Here is a 25,512-nt window from a genome sequence, read left to right on the forward strand (position 1 = left end):
GTCTGGCTTTTCCTCAGCCGGATACTCCTTCTGCCGATTTCTCTTCCAGAGAATTTCCTATGACAGTCCCTGACCTTTTCCCACTGTGAAATACAAGATCACAAGAATAAAGGCCGGAGCCACAAACTTTACAATCGCGCCCCAAAGCCTTTTCAGGCCAAACCGGCAGCTTCCCTCCGCCTCAATCTCTGCTTCTGCTTTCCCGATTCCCCAGACCCATCCGGTAAAAATACAGAAGAAAAAGGCTCCCACAGGAATCATCAGATTATCGGTAAATTTCTCCATCACCGCATTCATGGGCAGCATCTGCAGTCCGTCTGCAAAGTCAAACCACGGCAGATTAATTCCCCTTGCCGCCGACTGAGACAGGGAGTATCCTGCGCTCAGAAGCGCCATGGGAACAGACAGACCCACAGCAGCCTTCAGCCTGGAGACCTTCCACTCTTCTGTGATAAAAGCGCAGCAACTTTCCAGAATGCTGATGGCACTGGTGAGAGCGGCCAGAAACAGAAGGATGAAGAATGCCAGACCAAACAGAACGCCGCCGGGGAAGCCCGCAAACACCTCCGGAAGCGCCATGAAAGCGAAGCCTCCGCCCATTCCAAGTCCCTCTGCGCCCAGGGTCACAAATACCACTGGGATAATGGCAAAAGCTGACAGGATTGCCACCATGGTATCCAAAAAACAGATCCAGGCTGCACTCTTAACCAGATTTTCCTTCTTCGGCACATAGGAACCGTAAGTAACCATAATCCCCATTCCCACTGACAGTGAAAAAAAGGCCTGTCCGAGGGCTCCGACCAGAGTGTCCCTGTTAAAATCCTCCGGGTTGACCGTCAGCATAAAGGCAACTCCGTCCGCTGCGCCCGGAAGCGTCACAGCCCTCACAACGCAGGCAATTAGATATTTCCCAGCCCTATGGCCGAGCCGGCCGCTGCCAGGATAAAGCCCAGATTGCTGGCCCACTGGCTTCTGTTCTGATTCATACTGCTCTCCTCCTGATGTAAAACTTTTTCTCTTATGTCCTCCTGTCTTTCAGACACAAACAGCTCCATCATACCAGACTGACAGCAAAAAATCTATTCTCCCTCTGTATTTATCCATATCTGTTTGTTATCTCTCCTATAAAGAATAGTTATCAAATGTCTTTATGCAAAAGACATCATGCGGATTTCAGTCCTAAAATTCCTATTTTTGACTCCTTTTCAAAGACTTTTACAAAAAAAATGAAATTTTTATTCGTTTTTTATATCAATATTCTTGATTTAATGGTAAAATAATAAAATGTAATGAACAGGAGGTGCTGCATATGAAAATGATTATTGCGATTATCGGAAGTGAAGATGCCGACGATTTGGTCTATGAGCTGAACCAGAACTCGTTCTTCGTTACAAAACTCTCCACCATGGGCGGTTTTTTGAAAAAGAAAAGTACCACTCTGATGCTGGGTGTGGACAACGCCAGAGTTGACGAGGCCATTTCCATTATCAAAAAAATGTCCGGTCAGAGAGAGCAGCTTGTATACACTCCACCAACCATGGCCGGAAACTGCTGCCCGACTGTCAATATGACAGTTCCCATGAACATGAAAGTCGGAGGCGCTACTGTATTCGTGCTGGACGTAGAAAACTTCCAGAAATTCTGATAACACTTACCAGATGCTTTACAAAAGCTCCGGTTTCTGCACCGGAGCTTTTCTGCTTCGCAGGTCCCTATTTTTTCACGGGCTCCCTATTTTTTATCCTTATAGCCTGTTCTCTCCCAGATCTCCTTCAGCCGCTCCCATCCATCCATAGATACCAGGGCCACGATAAACGCTGCCAGAATACTGGCAAATATCATATACCACTGAATAGGCTGGTCCAGCCAAGCCATGGCCGCCACCAGAACTGCCGGACAGAGAATCAGGCTCAGAACAAGCACCACCGCCGAGGTGGGCAGCTTGGAAAGTCCCGGCCAGCTCTTAATTACCTGGGTGATTGCCGATACTAAAAAGGCCATCACGCCGATCGCGATCAGTCCATAGGATATATACTGCATCAAGGTTGTAACATCCATCTGCTTTTCCTCTCTTTTTTCCTTAGTATATTGAGATGCCGAGCAGAGCGCTCCTGTGACAGTATCCTCAACGCTGCAGGAGGGACCAACAGCCTGCGGCGCGCTGCGAAACAGAGAGGTTTTCATACGATTTCGCCAGATACGCAAAAACCCTTGTAAATACAGGAAAAATCCAGTATTTACAAGGGCAAAAGAAAAAAGCTGCTGACGGGAATCGAACCCGCCGAAAAGCCTTGTAAAATCAAGGCCTGCCGGGTGTCGTGTTGCATTTCGTGTTGCATAGACAGATATATTTCCGAGGATGATACAATATTTTAAAATATTTCCAATCAAGGCGGTGGACAATCTACCGCCTTACATATTTATGTTCTTCAAAATCATACTCTCCCACAATCCTCAGAACTCCCCTCTCATCTGTTACCATACACTGTCCCTCATGGATACCTTTATCCGGGCAGAGAAAGAATCTTTCACCCGCCGAATCTGTCTGGTAACCGGTCAGCATATAGCCTGCATCGTCAAACAGGTACCAGCCGGAAGTACCCCCGGTTACCTCGGTCAGCCAGTACCAGCCGCTGTGGGCGTAAGAACCATCCTTAAACTGATACCACCAGCGCACCCCATCAGCGGCCTGGATGAAACCCTGAGGATATTCCTTCGGAGCTGTGGCTGTCAGCGCTGCCTTGAAGGCCTCCCAGGTGTGGGCCGTGTGGTTGTAGACGTAAGGATTCGGGCAAATTTTCCCTGTTACATCATAGTGACGGATCACATGATCTGCCGGAACGCCGTACTTTTTCATCAGTTCCCTGGTCAACATGGCAGCCGCCTGGACTGTGGCCACCTCAAAGTACCAGTCCCGGCTCTCTGCCGTCTGGCTGCCTTTATTTCTCACGCACATCTCAATGCCGATACTGTTGGAGTTGCGGCACTCCGGATGCCGGTAAGTTTTGGCTCCGCAGTGCCATGCAATGTCCCCGTCCTCCACACTCTGCCAGATTTCTCCGCCGAATCCCACATAGTAGTGGGCGCTGGCCCCAATATATTTGCTGGCATAGTACCGGCAGTTTGCTTCCGCCCCGCCGGTGGCCCCGACATAATGGATCACGATGTATTTGATACGACTGGTATCGCCCAGGCGGTTCAGGTTGTACGGAGTCAGCAGTTTGTTAATCTGCATCGTCAATCCCCTCCTTTCCGTCCGGGCCCATCGCATCCGGATCGATGGCTGTCTGGAAGTCCTGCAGTGCTGTTTCCGATGCTTCCCTGACCTCCTCCTGAAGCTCTGTAAACCACTTGTCGCCAAGATCTGCTCTCTGCATACTCTTTATCATATAGGCTCCTTTCCGGGAGGCCCCGAGGCCTCCCTTTGTAAGTTCCGACGTCGCAACTATTTTGCCGGGCCGCCAGGCGTATTTCCTTTTCCTTCCGCTGCCGGGCCTGCCGGGGTGTTACCTTTACCTTCTGCCCCGGGGCCGGCCGGAGTATTGCCTTTTCCCTCAAGTCCGGGACCGGCGGGAGTGTTGCCCTTGCCCTCCAGTGCCGGCCCTTCAGCCGGACCGTCACAGCTGCAGGCTCCGGCCATCTCCGCTGTGATGTGGGTGCCTGGTGCCTCCTGATTAAAGGTTCCGTCCTTGTGTAATTCGCAGTGATTTTTCTTACTCATAATGAGTCCTCCTTAAAATTGATATTTGAAAAGGCCGCCCGGGTGGACAGCCTTTGTCATACTGTTTGAATGTGCTCCGGATCACCCGCCGAAGCTGCGGGAGATGAATGGATCACCTCCTCTCCTACTTATCCTTGTATCCAGTCCGCTCCCAGATCTCTTTCAGCCGCTCCCATCCGTCCATAGATACCAGCGCTACAATAAACGCTGCCAGAATGCAGGCAAATATCATATACCACTCAATCGGCTGCTTCATCCACGCCATAACTGCCACCAGAACAGTCGGACAAAGGATCAGGCTCAGAACAATCACCACCGCCGAAGTAGGCAGTTTGGAAAGACCCGGCCAGCTTTTTATGACCTGGGTAATGGCCGATACCAGAAAGGCCATCACACCAATGACAATCAGCCCATAAGACACATACTGCATTAAGCTTGTTACATCCATCATTTTTCCTCTCTTTCGCTTTTCTTACTTAATATACTGAGATGCCAAAAGGACAGCTCCTGTGACAACTCCGCCTGTCAGAACACCTATGGCAGTGTCCAGAATCTTATCCCCTACCCGGCGCCACCTGTTTCCCGGTTCCTTCTCCAGCTTGTCCAGGCGCTTTCCCAGCTCTTTCTGCTCTTCCAGCATTCCTTTCATGTCATGGGCCAGGGTATGTACAGACAGGACTAAATCCTGGATCGCTTTTACAGACTCGTCCAGGACCTCAATCCGCTTGTTCTGCCTGCGGTCTTCATCCCGCAGGCGCTCAAGTTCCGCTTTAACCGCTTCATCCATCTTCCTCACCTTCTTTCTTTTTGGATGTCGTTTTCGGAAAAAATGTTATCCTCCCTTCAAAATCTGTCCTCCTTTTTCAAATTTCAGGATAAAAAAACAGCATATACGTATCTTGCAATCAGAAAACGCATATGCTATAATGCCTGTAGGCAAAAAGATAAAGCATGTCCATGACGGGCACATACGAAAAACCCCAGAGCCGCAATCTCTGGGGTTTTTCTATTCCTATTTTTTCAGACGGGAAGGCTTATCCCCGCAGGCTGGTTACCGACTATTTATCGCCGTCCAGCCATTTGATGATGTAGTGGCAGGCTACACCAGCCGCAACGGCGACTACAAAAGATAAAGCTAATTCCATGACAAGCACCCCCTTCCTGTTGCCAGTATCGGGGCGGTAACAGGGAGAGTATATCACAGATTCCCTGTCTTTTCCATTTCTTTCCACTTCTACTGTCGATAATGTTCCATAATGGGAATTATTGGAACCCACGATGGATTCGTTCCTGGCCCCTTGGACATCTATAATAGAGGATCCTGGGGAAGTGGGTACTCTTCAAATAATGTGGTCGGTGATACAGACGTCGCTACCAAGTTTGAAGCCAGTAATATTTTAATGACTTACAGTCAATCAACAACGTCATCTCGAGGCTTTAGTATATTTAAAAACCAACCGATTAATTTAACTCCATATAAATCTTTTAACATGATAACTACCGATGCATCGATAGGTTCCAGTTTTTATTTTTATGTGAGAAATACGTCTGGCGGCCAAGCAGCATATTATACACTGCCATCAGGCTCCAATAAACAGCATACTATTGACCTGACAGATATAAATATCGTTGGTTGGTTCTCCGTCGAAGATTTTTTGGAAACAAATAATCTGAATAGGCAGAGGTATGGTTATATTTATAAAATATGGTTTACATAAAACAATGTTCTTACATGATCTCACTACAGCTGCCGATTGGGAGGACAATTTGCTGAGCAGCACAAGCAAGCTTACTTGCAATGCTTATGGTTTACGTAGGGCATTTATAATGCCTGTTTAAAAAAGCATTGTAACCTTAGTTACTGGTCAGATATACCCGGTTGATTCCTGCATAACGGCTGCCGCTTCCACCTGTGAGGAGATATATATAAACCCAATAGGCGCCAGAAAAACCTGATATATCCAATACATGAGTACCCTTAGGGGAGTTACCACTGCCTAGATTACTTTCATATTTGGCCGTAAGACCGTCAAAAGATGTATCGCCTGAACTTTTGCTGATTCCGCATCCTACAGCGGACCAGATCGTGTCATACGGACAATCAATCTTTAAATATTTATAGTTTGTAATATCAACTACATTATTCAGCCTGAGCAGTGCGCTTTCTCCTCCGTTAGTGTCTAAACGAATGGTTCCCCCCGTTATAGATACTTTATTTCCTGGATAAGTTCCCGGCCCTTCCATTACAGTATAGCCAGACTGTCCTCCGCCCCATGTACCGGCATTAAAAAGATTTAACGGGCTTATGACATAGCCTTCAAAACTTCCGGTAATTCCCATTATCGACACACCCTTCTTGATGTTCTCCGGTCTCAGGTTCGGATCCCCTTTTATCGTCTGTGGCCCAGTCAAATACTGCCCCGCCGCAATCGTCTGATTTGTGGTCCCCGGCGTGTACGTCTGCGCGCCCTTGGTTGGGATGCTCTGGCTTACCTTGCCGCTTCCATTATGATATCCCGCCGGAATCGTGTAGCTGCCGTTGATAGCAAGAGACTGGTTCACAGCTCCTCTGTTCGGCATCGTACCGGTTCTTTTTGTTTTGGCATCTGTATTATAATACGTCTGCCCGTTTAATACCTGTCCGTCAGAAGCATTGCCAGACAATGCCAGGGTTCCGGTGAGCGGTTCCCCATCCGGGCCGACTATCACCTTCCCGGCCAGAACATCCCCGGCGCCGGCTGTCACCACGTCCAGATCCGCTCCGCCGCCTCCCGGCAGCCAAATTCCCATCGCCATGCCTTACACCCCCTTCATTACAACCTGAAAGTCCGTTTCCGGTTTCTTTCCGATGCAGGTAAACGTCACCGTCCCATTTCCCGTCTCGAAATAGCTTACACAGCCTGCGGCCTTACGGATCGCCTTCTCATCCTCTTTTGTTGTTCCCTTCGGAATTACTTCCTTTGCCATTGGCTCATCTGTATCCTGTACGCCCGAAGCCTCCACCGTCTGCGTATAAGGCCCGCTTCCCTGCCAGCCTGCTGCCGTCAGGGTAATCGTCCTGGTATCCATCAGAGCATTCACCGCCTGGTTCGTTTCATTAATGTCATTTTCTCCAAACCGATCACCCACTTGAGTGTACATCGTGGCATCCAAAATACCGTAGGTATCATCCTCATTTTTCGCCAGCCGATACCGCCTCTGCCCGTCATACATGGCGTCCTTGTAATCTGTTTTCAGTCTCTTCATCCAAATAAACCTCCATTCAGTGTAAACGCCAGCATTTTACGGCCCTCCTCCCTGCTTTTCAGATTGCTGTACATCAGGCGACAGGCCTCTTCCAAACGATTCAGCTCCTGCCAGCCGATAAACGGCGTATTATCATAAAATGTCATCCTCTCTCCCACCGCAAACGGAAATGTCCCCTGGCAGATGTGCTCCACATTCGCCTCAAACCGGTTCATTTCATCCGCATAAAAGCTGTAATCTTCATAGGTCTTATCCTCCCCCATGTCCTCAAAGTAAAACTCCGGCCAGAGAGTCAATGCCAGCTGCCGTATTTCATTCAGGTTTCCTTTAATTCGGTTATAGTCCTGAATATTAAAAAAATCATTTGGCTTCCAGTCCGTTTTTGGTTCTGACCATGCCACTCATATCCCTCCTCGCCTTCATCGTCCCTGACAGTGCTCCGCCATTAAAATTCAAGGTATGTTCAGAAATCCTTATCAGCAGATCCGGCACATATTTATTCTCCAGAAATGCAAGATCATTGGCGTCAATTCTTGGTTCACCCCGGTAGGAAAGGCTGTATTCCCTGTCCGATGCCAGATAATCCCCAATCCACTGAGCCAGATCCTCTGCCATCTGATTGTCTGAAACCAAAGGATTTTCCCACACTTCAACCGTACCTGTCGTGTGAAGCTGCTTAACCGTCCTCGCCTGTGTTGTCACATATTCCCACCCATTTACCACCACCTCTGCTTCTCCATTCACTCCTGTTAATTCCACTGTCACATAATAGGCGCTGCTGTCGACTACCGACACCTGTGCCCCTTCCTTCGATTCCGTAAATGCTGCTGAAAATCCGTAAGAGGGGTTCGAGAGATAGAAGGTATATCTGGAAGTCTCACCATCAGAGGAAAGTATTTCCTTTGCCAGCTCCTGCTCCTCCTCTCCCTCGCTGTAAAGCGTCCTTACCACCTGAAGCTCCTTCACCTTCGTGAGCTGCGTCCCCTTGGGAGTTTTCGTAAGTTCCGTTCCATACTCCAGAGAATAGTCAGTGCTGTCGCCAAACAGGATATTGTCAAGAACCACCCTGTTTCCAGGCGATCCCTTTGTAAACTCCATCACCAGACAATCAAACGAAGGAAACTCATGAGAAATCACTGTCGTCTTTCTCAAATCTTTCACCTCAAAACTCTCCTGGAGCTCTTCGCTGTAATAAGAATGAAACACCATTCTCTCCGGCGCATTCCGGCCAAACTCCAGAGTCAGCCCGAAACATTTAAACGCCGCCTCCAGAGTAATCACCACAGTCGGATGTTCCGTGAAGTTTCCCTCCTTGTCCGCTGTTATATCACTGATATAGCCGGTATTCAGTACAATCTCCCCACCCTTTCTGGGAAGAAAATACTGTACTCCTCCGGCTTGAGAGTAATCCTGTCCAGTCAGGGCATATTCCTCCTTCGCTGTCCCGTCCAGAATCCGCGCCGCGTGAGAAAAATATGCCTCATTCTCCGATGCTGCCTCCATATCAGGAATAAAGCTGGATTTAAGAAAAATTTTACCTTCTCTGTCCTGGTAAAGGATACACCGCCCAGCATTGGCAATCATCTGAAGCGCCTCCTTATGAGTAACCGCAGGCACAGGATTTTTTATCAGTACATCTCTCAGATAAGGATCGATATAATACTCCCTGCTGTCCACTCCTGCATCCTGAAATACATCATCCGCCGCATCATACAGGGACAATCCTTCCGGAGCATAGCGCCCACTGTAGTACGTTTCCTCCATTCCATCAAACCGATCCGTTGCCCCGATTTCCAGCTCCTCATCATCAGCAGACCAGTCCTTCAATGCAAGTTTTGCTCCCGGCATCCATTCCACCGTCCCATTCTCCAGCTCCTGGCCGTACATTACTTCCACATTTTGTCCAATCTCCAGGAACTGTACCGATGATTCAGAATTTTCCACATCAAAAGTTCGATCCCGGTTTTCAGCCGTCATGGAAAAATCAATAGAAGGGAGTTCCTCTGTAATAGGGCTGATATGCTCTTTCTTTACGGCAGACAGAATTTTCCGGTTATCAAAATAAATTCCAATTCCCATTGTAATCTGGTGAATCCGGAGTCTTGACTGTCCGTTTACCATCCTGGATGGAACCAGCCGGAGGAAGGTGGCATCTGAAAAAATTTCCTCCGTTACAAAATGTCCGGAGGCATTCCCCTCTACCTCCACTGTATTCTGATCCGATTCAATCGTAAAATCCACCGGGTATGCCTTCCCGAACTCAATGGTTAGTCCCTTGATAGAGAGCGCCACTGAAAACCGTATTTCTACCACTCCTATCAGCTCCTCCGTCACCAGACCAGCATTTAATACCACATCCTGCTTTCTTCTTGGAAGGAAATACATGCTTCCATTCACCGCTGTCCAGTCCTCATCACATCCTGCATACAGCTCTTCTACCTGATAATTATCAAAAGGTTTTGTGAGAGAAGAAAAATAGGTAAATGCCTCCGGCTCTGCCACCCTGGCCGATGCCTGGGCCGTCTGGTTAATCATCCCAATGGTCACACGGATAAAAGAACGCTCATCTCTGTAGCGCTTCTTCATTTCCCTCTTATATTCACTGCTCACCGCCTGCATTTAATCCAACTCCCCGCAATCTACAATATTCACCTTGCACTGACTGTACATAGTAGGAAGGCCGTCAGCCCCCACCTGAAGAGGCTGCGCGGTCCGGTCTCCCGGATACATCCGAAGCGTCAGCCAGTCGTTATTGACCATATCCGGAAATTTCACTGTCACCACGAACTCCTGAAATTCCTTCAGCATGGCCGACCAGGTGGAGGCGTCCAGCTTATTCCATACCAGGTTATTCAGCTTATACTGATCCCTTCCGACCCGCTGACCCACAAACTCACCGTTGGCATTTTTCCCGCTGCTCACAAAAGTAGCGACCAGAAATTCCAGCCCCCGATCCGGGGAAGGGAACTCCTTCCCGTTAATATAAATAAAGCAAGCCATCGTCCTTTCCCCTTCCTTCTTCTTTCTTTTCCGGCATTTACGTCCGCCTCAGTGTGTATCCCGAGCGCTTATCCAGCTCCTTTAATTTCCTGTGAATTTCCCGTATATCTACATTCACAACCATATCAAGGGATTCTATCAGGCTGATAATTCTCTGAAGAAGCTCAATCATGCGCTCCATCTGCTCACTGCTCCCCATTCCTCCTGCTGCCATGCCGGCTGCAGTCCGGGCCATATCGAGGAGCTTGCTCTCCGGTGAAACAATCTCTCCCTCTCTTTTGTTATCTCCAATCACAGCCAGTCGGGGCGTGTTGGCTTTCACGTAGCCGCCCTGGGCCAGACGTGGAAGATGCAGCTCTGGAATTTCAGGAATCAGCTCATCATCGATTCCCGGAACATGATCCGCAACGCTGTTGACCGCCTCAATCATCTTGTTGATGGCTCTGACCACATTGTTTACCATCTTTTCCACGCCGCCGATAATGTTATTGATAATACCCTTGATGGTCTTCCAGATATTATTAAAAATATCCTCTGTTTTCTTCTTCAGATTGTCCCAGGTATCTGACCAGGCCTTCTTAATTGTATCAAGAGCTGTGGAAATGCCATTCTTAATTCCATCCATCACGGTACTGATCTTCTGGTGGATGGAGTCAATCAGACTGCTGATGATATTCTTAATTCCTTCCCAGATGGAATTTACGAAATCTTTGATCGCCGTCCAGATGGTAGTCCAGAGAGTACTGATGTACTCCAGCTTGGAAGAGATAAACAGAACGATTGCATCAAACACTAAATTAATCATGGCTTTAATGGCATTCCAGATTGCTTCTACAAACTGTTTAATGCCATTCCACGCCCGCTTCCAGTCCCCGGTAAAGACACCTAAAAGAAAATCCAGAATGCCGTTCAAAACATCCAGTACAGATTCCACAATCTCAGATACAGCGTCCAGAAACAGAAAGAACACATCTATGGCTGCCTGAATTTGCGTTCCAATTACGGGTGCTATCGTTTCGGCAAACCATGCAATAAATGGGGCTAAAATATTCTGCCATACCACTGTAATGCACTCCGAAACCTTACCTGCAAATTCTAAAAATTTATCTATCAGAGGCTGCAGATGCTCTGTACAGAATGCCGAAAACTGATCCGACGCAGATTGAAGGATAGGAAGGATGTGAGTCTGAAATGCTTCCAGCACAACCTTTGCTATTTCAGAAAAACCTTTCCCGAATGCGTCCAGCATAGGTACTATAGAGGTATCATAGGTCTTCTTTAATTTTTCAAAAAAATGAATTATGCTTTCCCATACGCCCGATGTTTGAGAAATAGTATCTGCAAAGTTTTCCAGAGCCCCCACCAGCTGCTGCAAAATGCTGATTGCAATTCCGCCTGTCCACTGCGCCAAGGGAAGAAACAGATAATCCCAAAGCCACTGCCATAATGGCTGTAAAGCTTCTGCGGCATTATTTACAATCGAAAAAGCCGCAGCTAAAGCTTCAAAAAACAGCGGTGCAATATTACTGATCGTCCAGGAAGCCAGCGGCACCAGAACATTTTCCCAGATCCACAGCAGTCCTTCCCCCACTACGTCTGTACTAAACCTGGCGAGTGCATCCCAAAGGCGTACCAGTGCATCATTAATAGGCTGCCAGTTGATTTTTCCCAGTCCGTTTGTAATAGCATCAATAAACCTTGGAAGCCCTTCCCCAAATGTCCACACAGCAACCGGCTTTAAGAAATGCTCATAGAAATCAATGAGTGCCTGTGCTGCAAACTGCTTCAGCGGATCCAAAGCTTCTCCCAAACGTTTGAAGGCCTCGATGGTTGGCTGTACTGCCTTCTGCCATCCCTGCAGCATCTCTAAAAGTCTGGCATCCATTGTATCCAGCGCCCCGGTATCCACTGCATCAGGAGCCATTCCTCCCACATCAATCCCGCCGGCACCAATTCCAGCTCCTCCCGAGCCACCAGCTTCAGAATCCTGTGGTACAATATTCAGCTCATCAATGGAAAAAGCCTTCGCCATCTCCTTGGCGGCTTTCTTAGCTGCTCCGGCAGCTCCCTGAGCGGCGTCTCCGATTCCTCCGACAGCTCCGGCCGCCTCGCTGGCATCCTCAATCACCTGCCCCATGCCAGAGGCCTGCTGCTTCTTTCCGGAAAACAGATTTGTCACCGCAAGGAACGCATTGGCCAGAGTCTGAAGTTTTCCGATAACAGAATTAATCACCTTCAGGAGAGGCGTAAATACATTAATCAGTCCCTGGCCGATGGTAGCCTTCAGACTGTCAAACTGGAGATTCAGCACCCGTACCTGGTTGGCCCAGCTGTCAGAGGTTCTTGCAAAATCCCCGGCCGCTGCAGTCAGCTGCTGCTGGACAAAGCTGTAGCGGAGAGCCACCTTCTCTGCTTCCGACATGGCCGCTGTGGTCTTTCCATAACCATTTGCCAGTGCGTACTGGTCAAGGGCTGTCTGGGTCATCACCACGCCCAAATCCTTCAGGCTCTCTGTCTCTCCGGTAAATACAGACTTGAGCTTTGTATACGCCTCATCCTGGCTGATATTGTAAAAAGACGCTACATCCCCGGCCAGCCCGGTCAGGGCAGTTCCCATCTCATAGGCCGCCTGCTCGTTAAAACCGAAAGCCTTTGCCATAGCACCAAAGGTTCCCGTGAACCGTTTGGCCATGGTTTCCGAAAGTCCAAACTGCGCGGCCGCATTCTTTGCGAAAGCGTCCACCTGCTTTGACATAGCCGGGAAGGTCACATCCACTACGTTCTGTACCTCCTGGAGATCGCTTCCCAGTTCTATGCACTCTTTTCCAAAGTTCACCAGCGTCTTAACGGTAAACGCCGCTGCCAGAGCTGCTCCAGCCTTCTTTGCAAGGGACTGAATCCCTTTCAGCTGCCTGTTAAAATCATTCTGATTGATAACCAGATCCAGTCCAATCTGGCCTGCACTGTCTGCTGCCATACCCATTCACCTGCCTTTTAATGGACAGGCACATGGGCACAGCGTCCTAGATTTTTAATTCAAATTCCTTCCTGCAATTCCTGTTCTTGCACTTAAAAAATACCCCTCTGCAGGAGGCCTCCTCCGCCCGAAAGGCGTTGACCGGATACCCGCAGAAGGGGCAGCGCACCTTTTCCCGATTTTCCCTCTGTTTCTCTTTCCTTATCCTCTCAATGCATATCACCTCCTGCCATCCGGATGAAGGCCTGCTTTAACGATTCCAGCACCGAAGCAAGTTCCTCCTCGCTCTTTTCCTCAACATTTCTGAGTCTCCACTCCCGGCGGATCCGCTTCTGCTCCGGAGTAAAATATTTGAGTATTTCCTCATCCTCCTCAGAACGAATCTGTACCATTCTCCCCAAAGGTGTGTCAGGCCCCAGTCCCGAAAGGAGGGCTTTGAACTCCTCCCACTTCATTTTTCTGAAATCGTCTGAGTAAATCCGAAACCCGTACTGCGAAAGAAACGATGACACGATCAGATCAAAGTCCTCAAACAGATCGTAGTACGGGTCATCACTCTCCCTGGTCTGTCACATCTCCCGAGATCAGTTCAATCGCCTCTTTGATCACCGTAATCAGGCTGCTGAACCGAAGCTTTAACTCCTGTTCCATCACTTTCCGGTCTGCTGCCGGGAACAGCTTTTCATAAACCTTCATAATCTCTCCCACTGATGGTTCCTTTTTCCCCATGAGCTGCATAACAGACAGCATCGTCACCGCATCGTCATTGACATGAATCTCTTTCCCCTGGATTAAAAGAACCGGGGCTTCCTCAAAGTTCAGTTTCTCAGTAATATCAATCTTTCTTCCCATCTCTTTCCCCCTATACTCCGCCGTCTTCCGACTCAGCACTCTCAATCGTCGGCTTTCCGTTGCTCAGAATATCAAACTCCAAAGGCCCTACTGCCGTCGAATCGCCGGCGCCTATATTTTTCACGTTAATCACGGCCATATTCCAGGAAACCGTAGTCCCATCTGGAAATGTCCAGGCAAAATACCCCTCTGCGTCCCTGCCGTTTTTAAAAGCCTTGTCCGCCACATAATCGTTTCCTGTATCCCCTACATTTCTCTTTCCAGTGACAGAAATCGTAATGCCCTTAGCCGTTAAAAGGCGTCTTACCCAGCCTTCCGTATCAAACGGCGTCCACTCTTCCACGCCGTTGTCAAAGCTGACAGAAAAGGTCTCCATATCTGCGATAGAGGTGGCTCCTTCCTTGGCATCCCCTACCTTAAACTGATTTTCATAACATGGAAATACACCTGTCTTTGCCATTCTCATTCACTCCTTTCATAAATCACATCAAACCAGATCACACGTTCATATATGCCGCCCTCATCCGTCCCCACGTCCACCGGCTCAGGAACCTCCATGCGGATGAAAAACACCCGTGTATCCCTGATAGTAAGACCCTCTTCGCCAGCTGAACGGATCTTCTCATACAGGCTTGCAGCAGCCTCCTCTGTCTGGGAGGAATACTGGTTCCAGTGAACCAGAACCGAAATCTGTTTCACCTCATAGGAAGTATTTTCAAGACCTCCCAGAGCCACTCTGGGCTGTCCGGAAGGTTTCCTCTGATACACGCCGATGGTTTTCTCCGGCTTGCTGTCAATCTTTCCACAGTAGAAATGTTCCCCCACCTGAAAACCCTTCAGCCAGTCTTTCACATCCGCCAATGTCAGCATCTATACATCCGCCTCCTTCTTATAAAACTTCCGGAACGCTTCTTTCGCACAATTCTCGCTGACGCCTCCCGGAAGCCATGACTGGTACCATTCGCCTCCGGCAAATGGATTTTCGTCCGTCTGGAACTGATATTCCGGGTGATAGTAGAGGCGGCGTGCATACGGCGTGGAAGAGATAATCGAAACCTTTCCCTGCGCAGAATCCTTGTACTCCACAAACGTCGCATCCTCCTGGAGATGGCCCGTATCAAAGGGCATCACCTGAGCCTGCGCAACCTCTGTGTGCAGTGCCTCCGCCGTCCTTTCCAGAGCTGCCACCGCCGCCTGGTTCAGTTCCCGGATTCTCCCGAAATTCATCTTTACAATGGAATTTACCTTCATCACTCCACATCCAATCTCGTATAATTCACCGTTCCGTCCGGATTCCTGGCTTTCTCACCCTGCCAGATCCGGCGGGTAACGCCAAACACCGTGATTTTTCCTCCCGTGATGGCAGCCGCTTCCGGAAAGGCGTCCCCGGGTATAAGAGCGCATCCGGACAGCTTAATCAGCTTTTTCTCCGCTGTCAGTACTGTCTTTCCCTTATCCTGGTAATTGCACCTGATCTCCCCGGAGAAAATCACTTCCGGCCCACCGTCCTCTGTCAGACCTTCTCCATACAAAATCACCTGCGCCGGCGTCCGGCAGAAACGCTCCGGCACAAGTTCGGGCCACCTCACCGCCCAGCTGCCAGCCGGCAGGTCAGACCTGTCTGTGCCAGCAGACCATAATCATCCCGCTTCATGGCGATTCCCTTTTCAGTAAACACATTCCAGGCCTGTCCATTGAATCCCATAGACACTCCGTTTACACTGTAGGAAGCCAGAATACTCTCCAATACAGAGGCATTCTCATACTCAAAATCTGCCTGCCGGCAGACTGTCTCCTGAATCACTTCCTGCTGGAATGGCGACAAACGAGAAAATCCCCTGCCTACAATCCGGTTATAGGTCAGGGAATCAATATGGCGGCTGGCCTGACGGAGCATCCGTTCAAGGACCTCGTCTGGAATCGCCGTTCCTCCATATTTACTGTGGTAATACTCCGCTGTCGCATAGGGCTCATATCCCATCTGATCACTCACCGTCCTTTGCAGTCTTTCCCCGCTTTCCTGCCGCTTCCCTTTCATGAGTCCTCTCTGCCTCATCACTGGAAGATGCCCGAAGCTGAGCCAGCTCTGTTCTCAGTGCATCACATTCCTTTATAAGCCTCTCATTTTCCTGCTTCAAAGCTTCAAACTCGCCATAGGGAACCATTTTTCCGCGTCCATAAGCTATCACTCTGCCCTCATCATCCAAAATGTCAAACCCGCTGTCCGTATAAAAATTCTTCTGCATTTCATCAATGGTATACACCTTATTTCCCTTTACTGCCTTCATTTCCTGCCCTCACCTCCTTTAGTCGCCAGCATGAGCAGTCACATTCATGGCACATCCGGCCGCCTTCCTCTCAAGCAGGAACAGATCCCCATAGCACCGGTTCTGATACAGATAACCGTCTGCCGTCCTGGAGTCTGTCCCAGGTGTAAAGAGTTTGATATAACTGTATTTGTCCCTTGCTACCACGCAGGACGGGTGGACTAAAATCCAGTTGATCTGATCTGCATCCTCCGCTGCCACGCATCCATTTGTAAAGTCATATTTACTCTTCATACGGGCTGCCGGAACCATCTTAATCTGCACATCGTCCAGACTATGTACTTTTCTGTTTACGCTCACCGGAGAGGTTACTGTAACAACCCTCTGAAGTCCATCTGACTCTTTTACAATCTTATTCATGGCAGGCGTCACATAGATGATGCGCCCCTCCTCTGGAACTCCCGCCTCATCCATCAGAGCCATCTCTGTATCAAACTGCTCCAGAAATACAGCTGCATCCACCACGGTCTTGTCAATCCTTCCAGAATAAGCGGTCAGTTCTGCATGAAGCTTGGAAAACCGATATGAATCCTTCTCCGGGATCGCCTGCTCTTCCTCAAAGGTATTCTGAATATTCGCCACAGACAGAGCCAGATTGGTCTCATCAATGTCCATCGGATCAATCCAGAACTCAATATCCCTGTCATGTGCCAGCTTTTTCGGTTCCCAGTCATTGGAAAGAGTGCCTGAATTAAATCCAAGGCTCCTCGTATGATCCTTGTATCCCGATACTGTAATTCTGGGGAGCTTGATGGTCTGCGCATTCAAAAACTTCACCTGCTGGTTGCTCTGGGCCAGGGCGTCGGAGCAAAGCTCCTTCGCATACTTCTGGGCCAGAAACTGAGTAAACTGTTCTGCATAACTATAAACTGCCATATTTCACCTTTCCTTTCCTATCCCTGACTTGATGTAACTGTAATTGGCGACGTAGAATCATCCGTATAGGTAACGGTTCCGCCTGTTACAGCCCCCGTTTCATTCGTTGTAAGGGTAATCGATTTAACTCCTTTCCCTGCATCTCCTTTTGGACCAGCCGGCCCCTGAGGAGGATTCTCTGCCAGATACTTTAAATAGGACTCTACTCTTGTCCTGGCCTTTGGCAGCCCTCCCTTCTCCCCTGTTGCCAGGGCATACAGATAAACCTCTATCTTTCTCAGCGGTTTTGGCAGTGCCATATCCTTTTCCCTCTCTTTCTTCTATTTCAGTCCAAACGCCGCCTTCAGCGCCGCATCATCAGCCTGCTGCTGATTTCCTGAACCGGAAGCCCCCATCTGGATAAAACCTCCCTGACTGCTCTGGGCAGGCTTCAGCCCCGGCACATCCTCCAGTGTCTTTTTCAGAGCATTGGTAACCGTCTCCTCATTGATTTTCCCGTCCTGTCCCACCGTCTGGCTCAGATCCGTCATTTTAATGAGATAAGGGATTGTTTTTGCATCTATCCCCAGTCCCACAGCCGCCAGGACCGCTGCCTTTTCAAGCTGCGCCTCCTGGGCTGCCTTCTGTGCCTGGGCTGCCTGACTCTGCAGCGCCCCCACGTCCGGCTGGTTCGCTGCCTTCTGAGCTTTAAACGCCTGAATCGCCTGGGCCATTTCTTCCTGAGAAAGGCCCTGCTGCTTAAAATAAGATTTCAGAACCGTATCCTCAGTGACAGACGTTTTTCCCGCAATCAGTCCAGCCAGCTTCTCATAGTCAAACTGGATGCCGGTACCGTCTCCCACGCCCGGCTGGCCCTGGCCGGCAGCACCTCTCTGTGAGCCGCTCCCAGCGCCCTGGCTTCCTGTGCTCCCTCCCTGGCCGCTCTGTCCTTCTGTGACGCTTCCTGTATTCCCTCCTTCCGCAAAAAGCTGCAAATTCATTGGAAATCGTTTTCTCATAGTTTCTCTCCTTTCAGTTTTTAGGGTGTCTCCCCATTCAGTTTTATGTGTGTCTCACAAAACAGTTGGTATCCCGGTGTCTCCGCGTAGTTTAACGCCTTCGGGCAGAAAAATAACGCCCAGGATATTCCTGCGCGCTTATGACTAATTTAATGACTTGCTATGACTATAATACAATATCTTCCATTACTGCCCTCGCTTCCAGAACTGCAATGTAATCTGCCATTGCCCGAATCTGCATATTGTAAGTGCTTCTGGGACAGGTCGGCTTAAAGTCCAGTACGCCCTGATCCCACTTATCCAACATGGTTTTAAGCTTCTGATAGCGGATCGTAAGCTGACCGTATTCAGCCCGAAAGCGCTCCTTGTAGTCCTCACTTAACATCATTGCAGCTGTGTCCTTTAATTCCATAGGCCTTAAATCCATCTTGTCTCCTTTCTGCTGCTGATCCACAGCAATAAAATTGTGTATAAAAATACCACCGGCCATTACTGACTGGTGGTCATTCTATCATATCGCTCAACCTGCACCTAACTATTTCCTCCAATTAAGCGGGCATCCTCTGCTTCTCCATTCTTCCCAGGTAATATCTTTCGGCAGCAGCCCAAATTCCTGCATTACATGAAACTGTGCCTTGGAATTCCTTTCTTTTTCTTCTTCTGTCAATTCCCTCGGATGTGTAAATTTGTACTTTTCTTCTTCTGTCATCTGACGTTTTTCTTCTTCCGTAAAATGAATTTCACTTAACTCCATACGAAGTTTACGGCATTCCTCTCTTGAAAGTTCTTTTCCACGGATCTCCTGTTCCTCTTTGGGCAGCAAAATCCACTCACGGGCAGTTAATGCCATCATGTAACCTCCTTTAATAAAATATTCCATTTGCCCTTATAATATATTTTATTAACTACTGTAAATTCTGTATTTCTCTCATAAAGCACTTCTTTTTCATCTGCGCCGATGGCACTGATATCCCTTCCTGCTTTTGAATCCTCAATATATATCCAGACATCAGCGGCATCATCATAACCTTCTGCTTTTGAGGTACTCCAATACTGCTTAATTTGAATATTTTTTCCCGGAACAAATTCTTTAACAAAATCAGTTACTTTCTCAGTATAATCCGGCCAGTCAGAAAAATTAACCGTTCGTATCAAATTTCCCTCATACCTCGGCATTTTAAGCAAAGCCGAATCTAGTCTTTTCACGAACTGCTGCTGTGCTGGTGAAAGATCTGACATATCCTTTGCGTTTCTCAATGCTTCATTAATTGGATATGACTCAAAACTCTTATACTGATACAGGGCGCTCAGTTCTTCCTGTGATAACTCCATTATACCACTATTCAGGCTTTCAGCAACTTCTTCCCACTGCTTTTCTTTTGCTGTGTAGCGTTTCTTATTCCCCTCATCCAGCGAATACTCCGCCAGCCGTCCATACTTTTCCTTCTGCCTCTTAGCATACTGTTTCTTTTGTTCCCTGGCATAATTCTGTTCGATCATCTCCAGTTCTTGTTTCGTCCAGGTGTCATCCGCCGTGGAGATTCCCGGAAAATAAGTGGTATGGCTGTCCTTGCATCGTGGATGATAAAGGCCATACTCAATGGCTTTGCTCATCAGCGGGTACCGTTTCCCTGTATTCGGATCCACTCCGTCCTTTCGTCCTCCGCTCCACACATCGTCAATCAGCACCTTTCCCACGAAGGGAAGGCACTTGGGACAGGGGTTCCCGCGCTTGTTCATGATCACCGTGCTGATCCCCCACTCCTGCCGCTTTTCCCCTTCCCCCTGAAGGTAAGCCCGCTTGCTGGCCGTTCGGATTGCCATATCCGCATAGTCGGAAATGGTGTGCCTGGCCCCATTGACATACTCAATACAGTTTAGTCCCGCCGCCAGAAAATTCCTGGAAGCCATATCCACCGCCTGCTCATAGGTTCCGGCTCCCGTATTGGCGTAAACCTGAGCGTTGAAAATTATCTTCCGGTACTGATCCTCCGCCATCCTGAGAACCGCTGTTTCCGCCTTTTCCATATCGTGAGTGACAGCCTCAATCAGGGCCTCAAACTTCCTGTCATTCAGCTTGAAAAACTCTGCCGTCGCCGCCTGATGGGCCGCAGAACGGTTTTTCCCATATCCCTTGAAACCTCTCCTTATAGCCTGAAGAATCCGCTTCTCCTGCTCCATTCCTCCCGTCTCTCTGGCTTTCCGGATTAGTTCCTTCATCTCCCGGTTCAGGATCTGAAATTTCCCCCTGTACCGTTTCTGATTCTCTCTCTTGTACCTTTCCAGAGCTTTCAGCTGCTGTACCTGCCACATGGCCCACTGAATCCCTTCTTTCGTTTCCTCCGCCCGGTGGCGGGCCATGTTACGCATCATAGAGGCGATCAGCTCCTCCTCGATGGCCGAAAAGGCTGCGCCAATGTCATATTCATCCTGCCGCACTTATCCGTGCCCCTTTCATTCCTTCGGGTCCTGCCGTTTTTCCGAATCCTATCTGTCTTCTTTCTGTCCGTGATTGGACAAAACCCGGAAGCCTTGTGCCCGGAACTGTCTGGTCAGCCCCTTCAGCTGCGTGATACTTTCACACCTGTCATGGCGAAGCTCTGCATATCCTTCCTTCTCCAGAGCATAAATTCCAAACGGAATCTGCTCACTGGCTACTTTGAGGAGTCCCTGATACTCCTCCCGGCTCATCCGGTACACCCGGTTCATGACCTTCACCTGCATTCATTTCCTCCTTCATCTGAACCTGAAAAGAGCCGGCGGCCTGATTAACCCCCGGTTCTTCTGCCTCTTCGATCCCCTGCTCTGCCTTCAGCCGCTTTACTTCCTCGGCCTTCCACTGCTCATCCTTGCTGTCCCCGTAAAGCTCCTCCACCTGGGCCTCAATGCTCATCATAGGCACCCCCGGACGGGCTTTGGCAAGGGTTTCCACCTGGCTCTCAAAGGATGGATTGGCATACTCTCCAAACGGAATATCCACCCTGACCTCCTCCACTGGCTGCTTCATCAGGATGTTGTAGCAATTCAGGCACGCAGAAATCAACTCCGGAAGTGCGTTCTGAATGGCCTCCACGATCGCATTGCGGGTATAGAGGGTCGCTTTTTCCTTCTCCCTCTGAGCCTCTGCATTGTCTAACTTCTTTACGTCAATTCCCAGGGTAGATGGACTGATAATTCCCTGCAGGCAGAGATCCAGAGCCGTCACATAGGCTGCCAGATAGCTCTCATGAGGAATGTCCGGCTGTTCCGTCTGAACTTTATTCTCCGCCTTTTCGGACATGTCGTTGTCCCCGGCAAAATACCGGTTGTCAAAGGGATTAGGTTTCAGCAGCTCCCCGGTTTCGGGATTGCGTGGAACCAGGCATTCCGGAATGTAGGTTCTGGCCCGGCCGCTGCGCATAGCGTCCATCCACTGGCTCCACACCTCGTCAAAAGCATCGAAGCTGTCCCGCTTTCTGTCAAAAATACTTCCGCCGCGGCCTTCCCATTTTGCGCTCTCATATACTTTGAAGGGAACAGCTAACATCACAGAAGGATCAAACTTCCAGTCCCTAAGTCCTCTCGTCCGCTCCAATACTTCCAGTCCTACTTCCCGGTCTCCTAGGTACAGCTTATTCCGAATATAACCGTAGCCGTAATGCTCATTCAGCACATACAGATGCCCTTTTTCCTTATAAGGCGTCTTAAACACTACCTCCTGCAGCTCGTCTCCGTCACAGACCATTTCTATCCGGTCTCCCGGATACCACCGCAAGTACGGATATTCGCTCTTTGCCGTGTTTAAGGTCAGCTTCCAGGCTCCGTCTCCGATGTAAAGAGTCTCCCGGATCACCCGCTCCATCTTTTTCCTGAAATGGTTCTGCTTTTCAATCTGCTTCCACAGCTCCTCCTGCTTCCCGGATTCAAATTCAAAGTCATTCATATCCGCCAGAACCACGGAAGTCAGCACGTTCACCATCAGTCCCGGAAGACCGGTGTGAATCTTCCTCATCTCCATCCCCGGCGTGCATCTGGAAGCCCAGAACTTATACCTGTCTGCATACTCTTCACTCTGTTCGTAGAGCTGTTCCAGCTCATTCCCGTCACCGCGGTACCAGATGCGGTTGCGGATAGCATTCAGCTCAAAATCCGCTGTCTCCTGAATCTGTATTCCACAGGGACTCGCCGGCTGCACATTCAGCCAGGAACGGACTCCCCGCTTTATATTCTCATTCAAAGTTGTCAGCCACCTCATTTCTCATCCTCCTCAAACCCGATTAAGTTTCTCCAGGGAATCCAGCCATACTGAGATGCATTAATCGTATGGTCATTGCGATCCTCGGGCTCGTCCTTATCCTCCATCCATGAATACCGTTCCAGCTCCGCCATATGCTCCTCACAGGTGTTTACCACCAGATAGCACCCCTGCTGCAGCCAGCCCAGCTGCAGTTTAATACGGTCCATAATCGTAAGAGCCTTGTAGGCATCCAAAAAATTATGGATGCAGCCGTGAAGCCGTTTATATTTTCTCAGCTCCGTAATCGTCGCCTGGTCAGCTGAATCAATAAAAACATCCCTGGCAAGTCCCCACTCTTTTTGATTTATTTCCAGGAACTCAAGGAACTTCTTCACTGTGTCAGAAGGAGCCAAAGGTTTGTCAAGCTCTGCGTTGCTGTATACTCTCTCATCCAGGATAATCAGCTGCCTGTCTGTGGTAATGCCCTGAAAGATCATGGCAATGGTGTCCGGGGATCGGCTGGAATAAGATGTATCCAGTCCGGCAGAGAATCGTTTGAACTTGAGCCGCCCAAGCTGCTGCTCCGTTTTTATCCAGGCAGCAGTTACCATATGCCTGCTCCGGTCGAAGTTAGGAAAAATCAGTCCTGTCGCTTTTCCCCGAAGTCCCAGAATCTTGTTCTTATAAAGTTTGGTGCCCGGCGGCGCTGCATCCTTCTTTTTCTGAATCGCCTCAGGTGTCAGACTCAGATTATCCCGGAACGTAAAAAACCAGTACCTCCATCTGGGTACTGGCTTCTCTTTAAGCTCCGCCATGATCTCCGGCGGGACAGCCTTTTCATATTTTTTATACGGCCTGGAACGGTTGATAAATTCCTTATAAACCGGCAGGTTCGGATCATCCGGGTTCAGCGTGGCCATCAGATAATCATTTCTGGTGGACACCTCCCGGACAAAGTCAATATTGGCCGTGTTAATCTCATCAATGTAAACGCAGCCGAACTGGGAACCCAGAACCAGCTCCCACTTGTCCCGGTTATCATAGCCCAGGACAAAAATAATCTTGTCCTCAAATTTGATGTGGGGAATCTTATAATCCTTATCCCCATTTCCATAGTACCGGGCTGCCCGATGCAGATCCAGAATCCCGTTATCCTGCTGGATAATATTTTTCTCGGCAGTTCCCGTCGTCTTCGATGCGATGATGTGAAGCTTCTTTGTACTCCGGCTTACCATCCGCATAAACTTAACACCGGCACCCACCGTCGTCTTCCCGGAAGCCGTTGTCCCCTCCAGAAAGTCCGCATCCACACCGTCCACCGTATTGATAAAATCCAGGTACTTCTGAGAAAGCGGGAAGCTGCTACTCTTCAAGGCCCTCACCGCCCAGCTGACTCATAATGTCATCTAACTTCCCGGAAGTCTGGACATTCACATCCACCTTATCCCGAAACATTCCCAGATGCTTCCCGGCCAGCTCCAGGGCTTTGGTTTTATCATAGAATTTAATTTCCCTCTCTATCCCTTCTCCATCCTTTGTGGGAAAACGCTTGACCTTCACAGAGGCCACCGCAGCCAAATCCTCTGGGAGGGCATCCTCCCGGACAGTGGCCTCATCCAGATTGACCACCTGCTGTGGGTTTAAGAGGGCAATCTTGGCAAGCTCCATCAGGATCCGATCCTGGTTAAGGCCCAGGCGCCGGGAACGCTCCGCCATCGCCTTGTCAATACTCGCGCAGATATCGGGTTTTCTCAGGTTTTCACTGCCAATATCTGCCGCGCTCTCCGGGCTGTAGCCGGCGCGAATAGCCGCCTGGGTGGCGTTAAGGTCGATAAGGTATTCCTGTACGAAAAGCTTTTGTTTTCTGGTCGTGGGGATCACCTCCTTTGTGTGAAAAACCTCCTTTGTGTGAAAAAGAGCCACGGATAGGTGGAGCCTTAAAACTATTAGTTTATTCCGTTAAATGCTTCGGCGTTCCACCAGAAGTATATTTTGAAAATTTTTCTTTTTCCTCCGCTCTAATTCTTTCTGCAAATTCACTAATTTTATTGCATATCCACATATACGCAGTGGTTCCTTCTGTATAATCAGCCTCTGCATACATATTTATTCTTCCATCAGCTCTCATTTGCTCCACTTGCTTCATCGCTTTCATGTCCCCCTTGGGATATATAGCAAATGTTGCTCCATTATTTTTGTTTACCACAGAGAAAGCCGGGATATCACTCGGTCCATCTGCTACATAAACCATATTTATAAAATGCACTCTTCTGTATTCTTCCGGTATTTTTGTATTGACTTCTACGCCTTCATGATGATTAACTCCTTTGTTAATTTCAAAAAGAGCCCTCGTTTTGCTTGTATTGTCTATGGTATACCCAACTTCGCCGATTATAGGTTCTCCATTCTCATCCTTCTCTTCAATTAATTCACATCCCCACACATATTCGACGTATGGCATAACGGATGAGCCTCTTATAATTTGACTCATTCCCGTACTCACTATGTAATGTTCTACTTTTATGTCATACTCTTGATATATTGGATTTTCTTCTATTAATTTCTTTGTCTTTTCGAATATTTCTGGAACACCCGGATAAAATTTAAGCTCCTTCCCAAATTCTTCTAATTTTTTATTATTTAACCCTTTAAATCTTCCTCCTTTTGCGTACTTAATAAATTGATTCAAATATATTGTATCTGGATTTACTTTAACATTTTGCTCTTCCAAATACTTTTTAGGAAGGCCATTTACTTCCTTCCAAAACTCAGATGAATTTACATTATAATACCTAAAAATAGGGTCTTGCATATATCCATCAACAAGTGTTTTATCAAAATCCCAAACTATCGCAATTATATTTGCCATACTTTTCCTCACTTAAGATTTTTTTTCATTATACACCATTTTTCGACAAAGGAAAAGGATAGCCAAAGCTATCCCTGATAATACTGTAGAAAATAAGATATTTACGATTTTAATTACAATAAAACTATTGATTTTATCTAAAATGTTGATAAAATATAACCGATAGCAATAGCGCTATCCGAGAGAATACACTATAGGAGGATACAACATGGCAATCAATTTTACTTTAGGTTCTAACCGATTACGGTAAAAGCCATCGTCTCAAGTTGTCTTCTTTCTCTCGCCATATTAGCATTCTTCTTTAAATGTTAAAGTTGCGTTTTTCTCCGGGCATTCGTTCAATACGATGTAAGTCCCCAAAATGTAAGCAAAGAGGCTGTAAAATATTCTGTGTCTATGGGAATGAAACCTTCCAGATAAGAATTCGATA

The 25,512-nt window shown here is 48.4% G+C and carries 33 protein-coding genes and 1 pseudogene; 1 reads left to right on the plus strand and 33 read right to left on the minus strand.

Annotation, left to right across the window (positions count from 1 at the left end; all coding sequences use genetic code 11):
- Positions 1 to 57 precede the first annotated feature (57 nt).
- On the minus strand, positions 58 to 843 hold the full coding sequence (locus DW757_RS06055; protein ID WP_243033425.1) for a sodium-dependent transporter: 786 nt from the start codon (positions 841 to 843) through the stop codon (positions 58 to 60).
- Between the two features lie 56 nt (positions 844 to 899).
- On the minus strand, positions 900 to 1,043 hold the full coding sequence (locus DW757_RS17350) for a hypothetical protein (protein ID WP_182433263.1): 144 nt from the start codon (positions 1,041 to 1,043) through the stop codon (positions 900 to 902).
- Positions 1,044 to 1,309: 266 nt separating this feature from the next.
- On the opposite strand from DW757_RS17350, the gene DW757_RS06060 reads away from it, so the two are divergent.
- On the plus strand, positions 1,310 to 1,645 hold the full coding sequence (locus DW757_RS06060; RefSeq protein WP_008395716.1) for a cyclic-di-AMP receptor: 336 nt from the start codon (positions 1,310 to 1,312) through the stop codon (positions 1,643 to 1,645).
- Positions 1,646 to 1,731: 86 nt separating this feature from the next.
- Here the strand turns inward: DW757_RS06060 and DW757_RS06065 are convergent, their stop codons facing one another.
- From DW757_RS06065 to DW757_RS06210, 31 genes and pseudogenes are all read right to left on the minus strand, one after another.
- Complete coding sequence (locus tag DW757_RS06065) at positions 1,732 to 2,058, minus strand: hypothetical protein (RefSeq protein ID WP_021965849.1); 327 nt, start codon at positions 2,056 to 2,058, stop codon at positions 1,732 to 1,734.
- A 346-nt stretch (positions 2,059 to 2,404) separates the two neighbouring features.
- Positions 2,405 to 3,235 (minus strand): peptidoglycan recognition family protein, encoded by an 831-nt coding sequence (locus DW757_RS06070; RefSeq protein ID WP_118751253.1) that lies wholly within the window; start codon positions 3,233 to 3,235, stop codon positions 2,405 to 2,407.
- Positions 3,225 to 3,389, minus strand: coding sequence for a hypothetical protein (locus DW757_RS17355; protein WP_182433261.1), 165 nt, complete (start codon positions 3,387 to 3,389; stop codon positions 3,225 to 3,227). The genes DW757_RS06070 and DW757_RS17355 overlap by 11 nt, the downstream gene beginning before the upstream one ends.
- Before the next feature lie 56 nt (positions 3,390 to 3,445).
- Positions 3,446 to 3,721, minus strand: coding sequence for a hypothetical protein (locus tag DW757_RS06075; protein WP_118751254.1), 276 nt, complete (start codon positions 3,719 to 3,721; stop codon positions 3,446 to 3,448).
- A gap of 124 nt (positions 3,722 to 3,845) precedes the next feature.
- Positions 3,846 to 4,172 (minus strand): hypothetical protein, encoded by a 327-nt coding sequence (locus DW757_RS06080; RefSeq protein WP_347559968.1) that lies wholly within the window; start codon positions 4,170 to 4,172, stop codon positions 3,846 to 3,848.
- 21 nt (positions 4,173 to 4,193) lie between these two features.
- On the minus strand, positions 4,194 to 4,508 hold the full coding sequence (locus tag DW757_RS06085) for a hypothetical protein (protein ID WP_118751255.1): 315 nt from the start codon (positions 4,506 to 4,508) through the stop codon (positions 4,194 to 4,196).
- Between the two features lie 1,067 nt (positions 4,509 to 5,575).
- On the minus strand, positions 5,576 to 6,517 hold the full coding sequence (locus DW757_RS06090; protein WP_118751256.1) for a hypothetical protein: 942 nt from the start codon (positions 6,515 to 6,517) through the stop codon (positions 5,576 to 5,578).
- A gap of 3 nt (positions 6,518 to 6,520) precedes the next feature.
- Positions 6,521 to 6,967: a hypothetical protein gene (locus DW757_RS06095; RefSeq protein WP_118751257.1), complete on the minus strand. Its 447-nt coding sequence runs from the start codon at positions 6,965 to 6,967 to the stop codon at positions 6,521 to 6,523.
- Positions 6,964 to 7,368, minus strand: a complete 405-nt coding sequence (locus tag DW757_RS06100) for a hypothetical protein (protein ID WP_118751258.1) — start codon at positions 7,366 to 7,368, stop codon at positions 6,964 to 6,966. The genes DW757_RS06095 and DW757_RS06100 overlap by 4 nt, the downstream gene beginning before the upstream one ends.
- Positions 7,328 to 9,586 carry a hypothetical protein gene (locus DW757_RS06105; protein WP_118751259.1) on the minus strand — a complete coding sequence of 753 codons (2,259 nt, stop codon included), beginning with the start codon at positions 9,584 to 9,586 and terminating at the stop codon, positions 7,328 to 7,330. The genes DW757_RS06100 and DW757_RS06105 overlap by 41 nt, the downstream gene beginning before the upstream one ends.
- On the minus strand, positions 9,587 to 9,967 hold the full coding sequence (locus tag DW757_RS06110) for a hypothetical protein (RefSeq protein ID WP_118751260.1): 381 nt from the start codon (positions 9,965 to 9,967) through the stop codon (positions 9,587 to 9,589).
- A 37-nt stretch (positions 9,968 to 10,004) separates the two neighbouring features.
- The gene (locus DW757_RS06115) at positions 10,005 to 12,944 is read right to left on the minus strand and encodes a hypothetical protein (RefSeq protein ID WP_118751261.1); all 2,940 of its coding nucleotides are present in this window, start codon (positions 12,942 to 12,944) and stop codon (positions 10,005 to 10,007) included.
- A gap of 209 nt (positions 12,945 to 13,153) precedes the next feature.
- Positions 13,154 to 13,483 (minus strand): annotated as a pseudogene (locus DW757_RS17910) (Gp15 family bacteriophage protein); the annotation flags it as partial.
- 13 nt (positions 13,484 to 13,496) lie between these two features.
- On the minus strand, positions 13,497 to 13,796 hold the full coding sequence (locus DW757_RS06125) for a hypothetical protein (protein ID WP_118751263.1): 300 nt from the start codon (positions 13,794 to 13,796) through the stop codon (positions 13,497 to 13,499).
- Positions 13,797 to 13,806: 10 nt separating this feature from the next.
- Positions 13,807 to 14,256: a hypothetical protein gene (locus tag DW757_RS06130; RefSeq protein WP_118751264.1), complete on the minus strand. Its 450-nt coding sequence runs from the start codon at positions 14,254 to 14,256 to the stop codon at positions 13,807 to 13,809.
- A gap of 2 nt (positions 14,257 to 14,258) precedes the next feature.
- Positions 14,259 to 14,666, minus strand: a complete 408-nt coding sequence (locus DW757_RS06135) for a minor capsid protein (protein WP_118751265.1) — start codon at positions 14,664 to 14,666, stop codon at positions 14,259 to 14,261.
- Entirely contained in the window at positions 14,667 to 15,047 is a 381-nt protein-coding gene (locus DW757_RS06140) for a hypothetical protein (RefSeq protein WP_118751266.1), read from the minus strand.
- Positions 15,047 to 15,367: a hypothetical protein gene (locus DW757_RS06145; protein ID WP_243033429.1), complete on the minus strand. Its 321-nt coding sequence runs from the start codon at positions 15,365 to 15,367 to the stop codon at positions 15,047 to 15,049. The genes DW757_RS06140 and DW757_RS06145 overlap by 1 nt, the downstream gene beginning before the upstream one ends.
- Positions 15,368 to 15,381: 14 nt before the next feature.
- On the minus strand, positions 15,382 to 15,789 hold the full coding sequence (locus tag DW757_RS06150; protein ID WP_243033432.1) for a hypothetical protein: 408 nt from the start codon (positions 15,787 to 15,789) through the stop codon (positions 15,382 to 15,384).
- Positions 15,782 to 16,084: a hypothetical protein gene (locus DW757_RS06155; protein ID WP_118751269.1), complete on the minus strand. Its 303-nt coding sequence runs from the start codon at positions 16,082 to 16,084 to the stop codon at positions 15,782 to 15,784. Before DW757_RS06155 ends, DW757_RS06150 begins: the two co-directional genes overlap by 8 nt.
- Before the next feature lie 18 nt (positions 16,085 to 16,102).
- Complete coding sequence (locus DW757_RS06160) at positions 16,103 to 16,999, minus strand: capsid protein (protein ID WP_118751270.1); 897 nt, start codon at positions 16,997 to 16,999, stop codon at positions 16,103 to 16,105.
- 17 nt (positions 17,000 to 17,016) lie between these two features.
- Positions 17,017 to 17,298, minus strand: coding sequence for a hypothetical protein (locus DW757_RS06165; protein WP_118751271.1), 282 nt, complete (start codon positions 17,296 to 17,298; stop codon positions 17,017 to 17,019).
- Between the two features lie 21 nt (positions 17,299 to 17,319).
- Positions 17,320 to 17,997, minus strand: coding sequence for a hypothetical protein (locus DW757_RS06170; RefSeq protein WP_118751272.1), 678 nt, complete (start codon positions 17,995 to 17,997; stop codon positions 17,320 to 17,322).
- A 166-nt stretch (positions 17,998 to 18,163) separates the two neighbouring features.
- Complete coding sequence (locus DW757_RS06175; RefSeq protein ID WP_243033435.1) at positions 18,164 to 18,424, minus strand: hypothetical protein; 261 nt, start codon at positions 18,422 to 18,424, stop codon at positions 18,164 to 18,166.
- A gap of 108 nt (positions 18,425 to 18,532) precedes the next feature.
- On the minus strand, positions 18,533 to 18,877 hold the full coding sequence (locus tag DW757_RS06180) for a hypothetical protein (RefSeq protein ID WP_147355630.1): 345 nt from the start codon (positions 18,875 to 18,877) through the stop codon (positions 18,533 to 18,535).
- Positions 18,847 to 20,436 (minus strand): phage minor capsid protein, encoded by a 1,590-nt coding sequence (locus DW757_RS06185; protein WP_118751274.1) that lies wholly within the window; start codon positions 20,434 to 20,436, stop codon positions 18,847 to 18,849. The genes DW757_RS06180 and DW757_RS06185 overlap by 31 nt, the downstream gene beginning before the upstream one ends.
- Positions 20,437 to 20,484: 48 nt before the next feature.
- Positions 20,485 to 20,721, minus strand: a complete 237-nt coding sequence (locus tag DW757_RS06190) for a hypothetical protein (RefSeq protein WP_243033439.1) — start codon at positions 20,719 to 20,721, stop codon at positions 20,485 to 20,487.
- On the minus strand, positions 20,645 to 22,231 hold the full coding sequence (locus DW757_RS06195; RefSeq protein ID WP_118751275.1) for a capsid protein: 1,587 nt from the start codon (positions 22,229 to 22,231) through the stop codon (positions 20,645 to 20,647). Before DW757_RS06195 ends, DW757_RS06190 begins: the two co-directional genes overlap by 77 nt.
- Positions 22,228 to 23,586, minus strand: a complete 1,359-nt coding sequence (locus tag DW757_RS06200; RefSeq protein WP_118751276.1) for a terminase — start codon at positions 23,584 to 23,586, stop codon at positions 22,228 to 22,230. The genes DW757_RS06195 and DW757_RS06200 overlap by 4 nt, the downstream gene beginning before the upstream one ends.
- Positions 23,576 to 24,136 (minus strand): terminase small subunit, encoded by a 561-nt coding sequence (locus tag DW757_RS06205; protein WP_243033441.1) that lies wholly within the window; start codon positions 24,134 to 24,136, stop codon positions 23,576 to 23,578. Before DW757_RS06205 ends, DW757_RS06200 begins: the two co-directional genes overlap by 11 nt.
- A gap of 28 nt (positions 24,137 to 24,164) precedes the next feature.
- Entirely contained in the window at positions 24,165 to 25,082 is a 918-nt protein-coding gene (locus tag DW757_RS06210) for an HAD family hydrolase (RefSeq protein ID WP_118751277.1), read from the minus strand.
- Positions 25,083 to 25,512: the final 430 nt, after the last annotated feature.

Origin of the sequence: Clostridium sp. AM29-11AC, from assembly GCF_003480545.1 — a bacterium.
Classification (GTDB): Bacteria; Bacillota; Clostridia; order Lachnospirales; family Lachnospiraceae; genus Otoolea; species Otoolea saccharolyticum_A.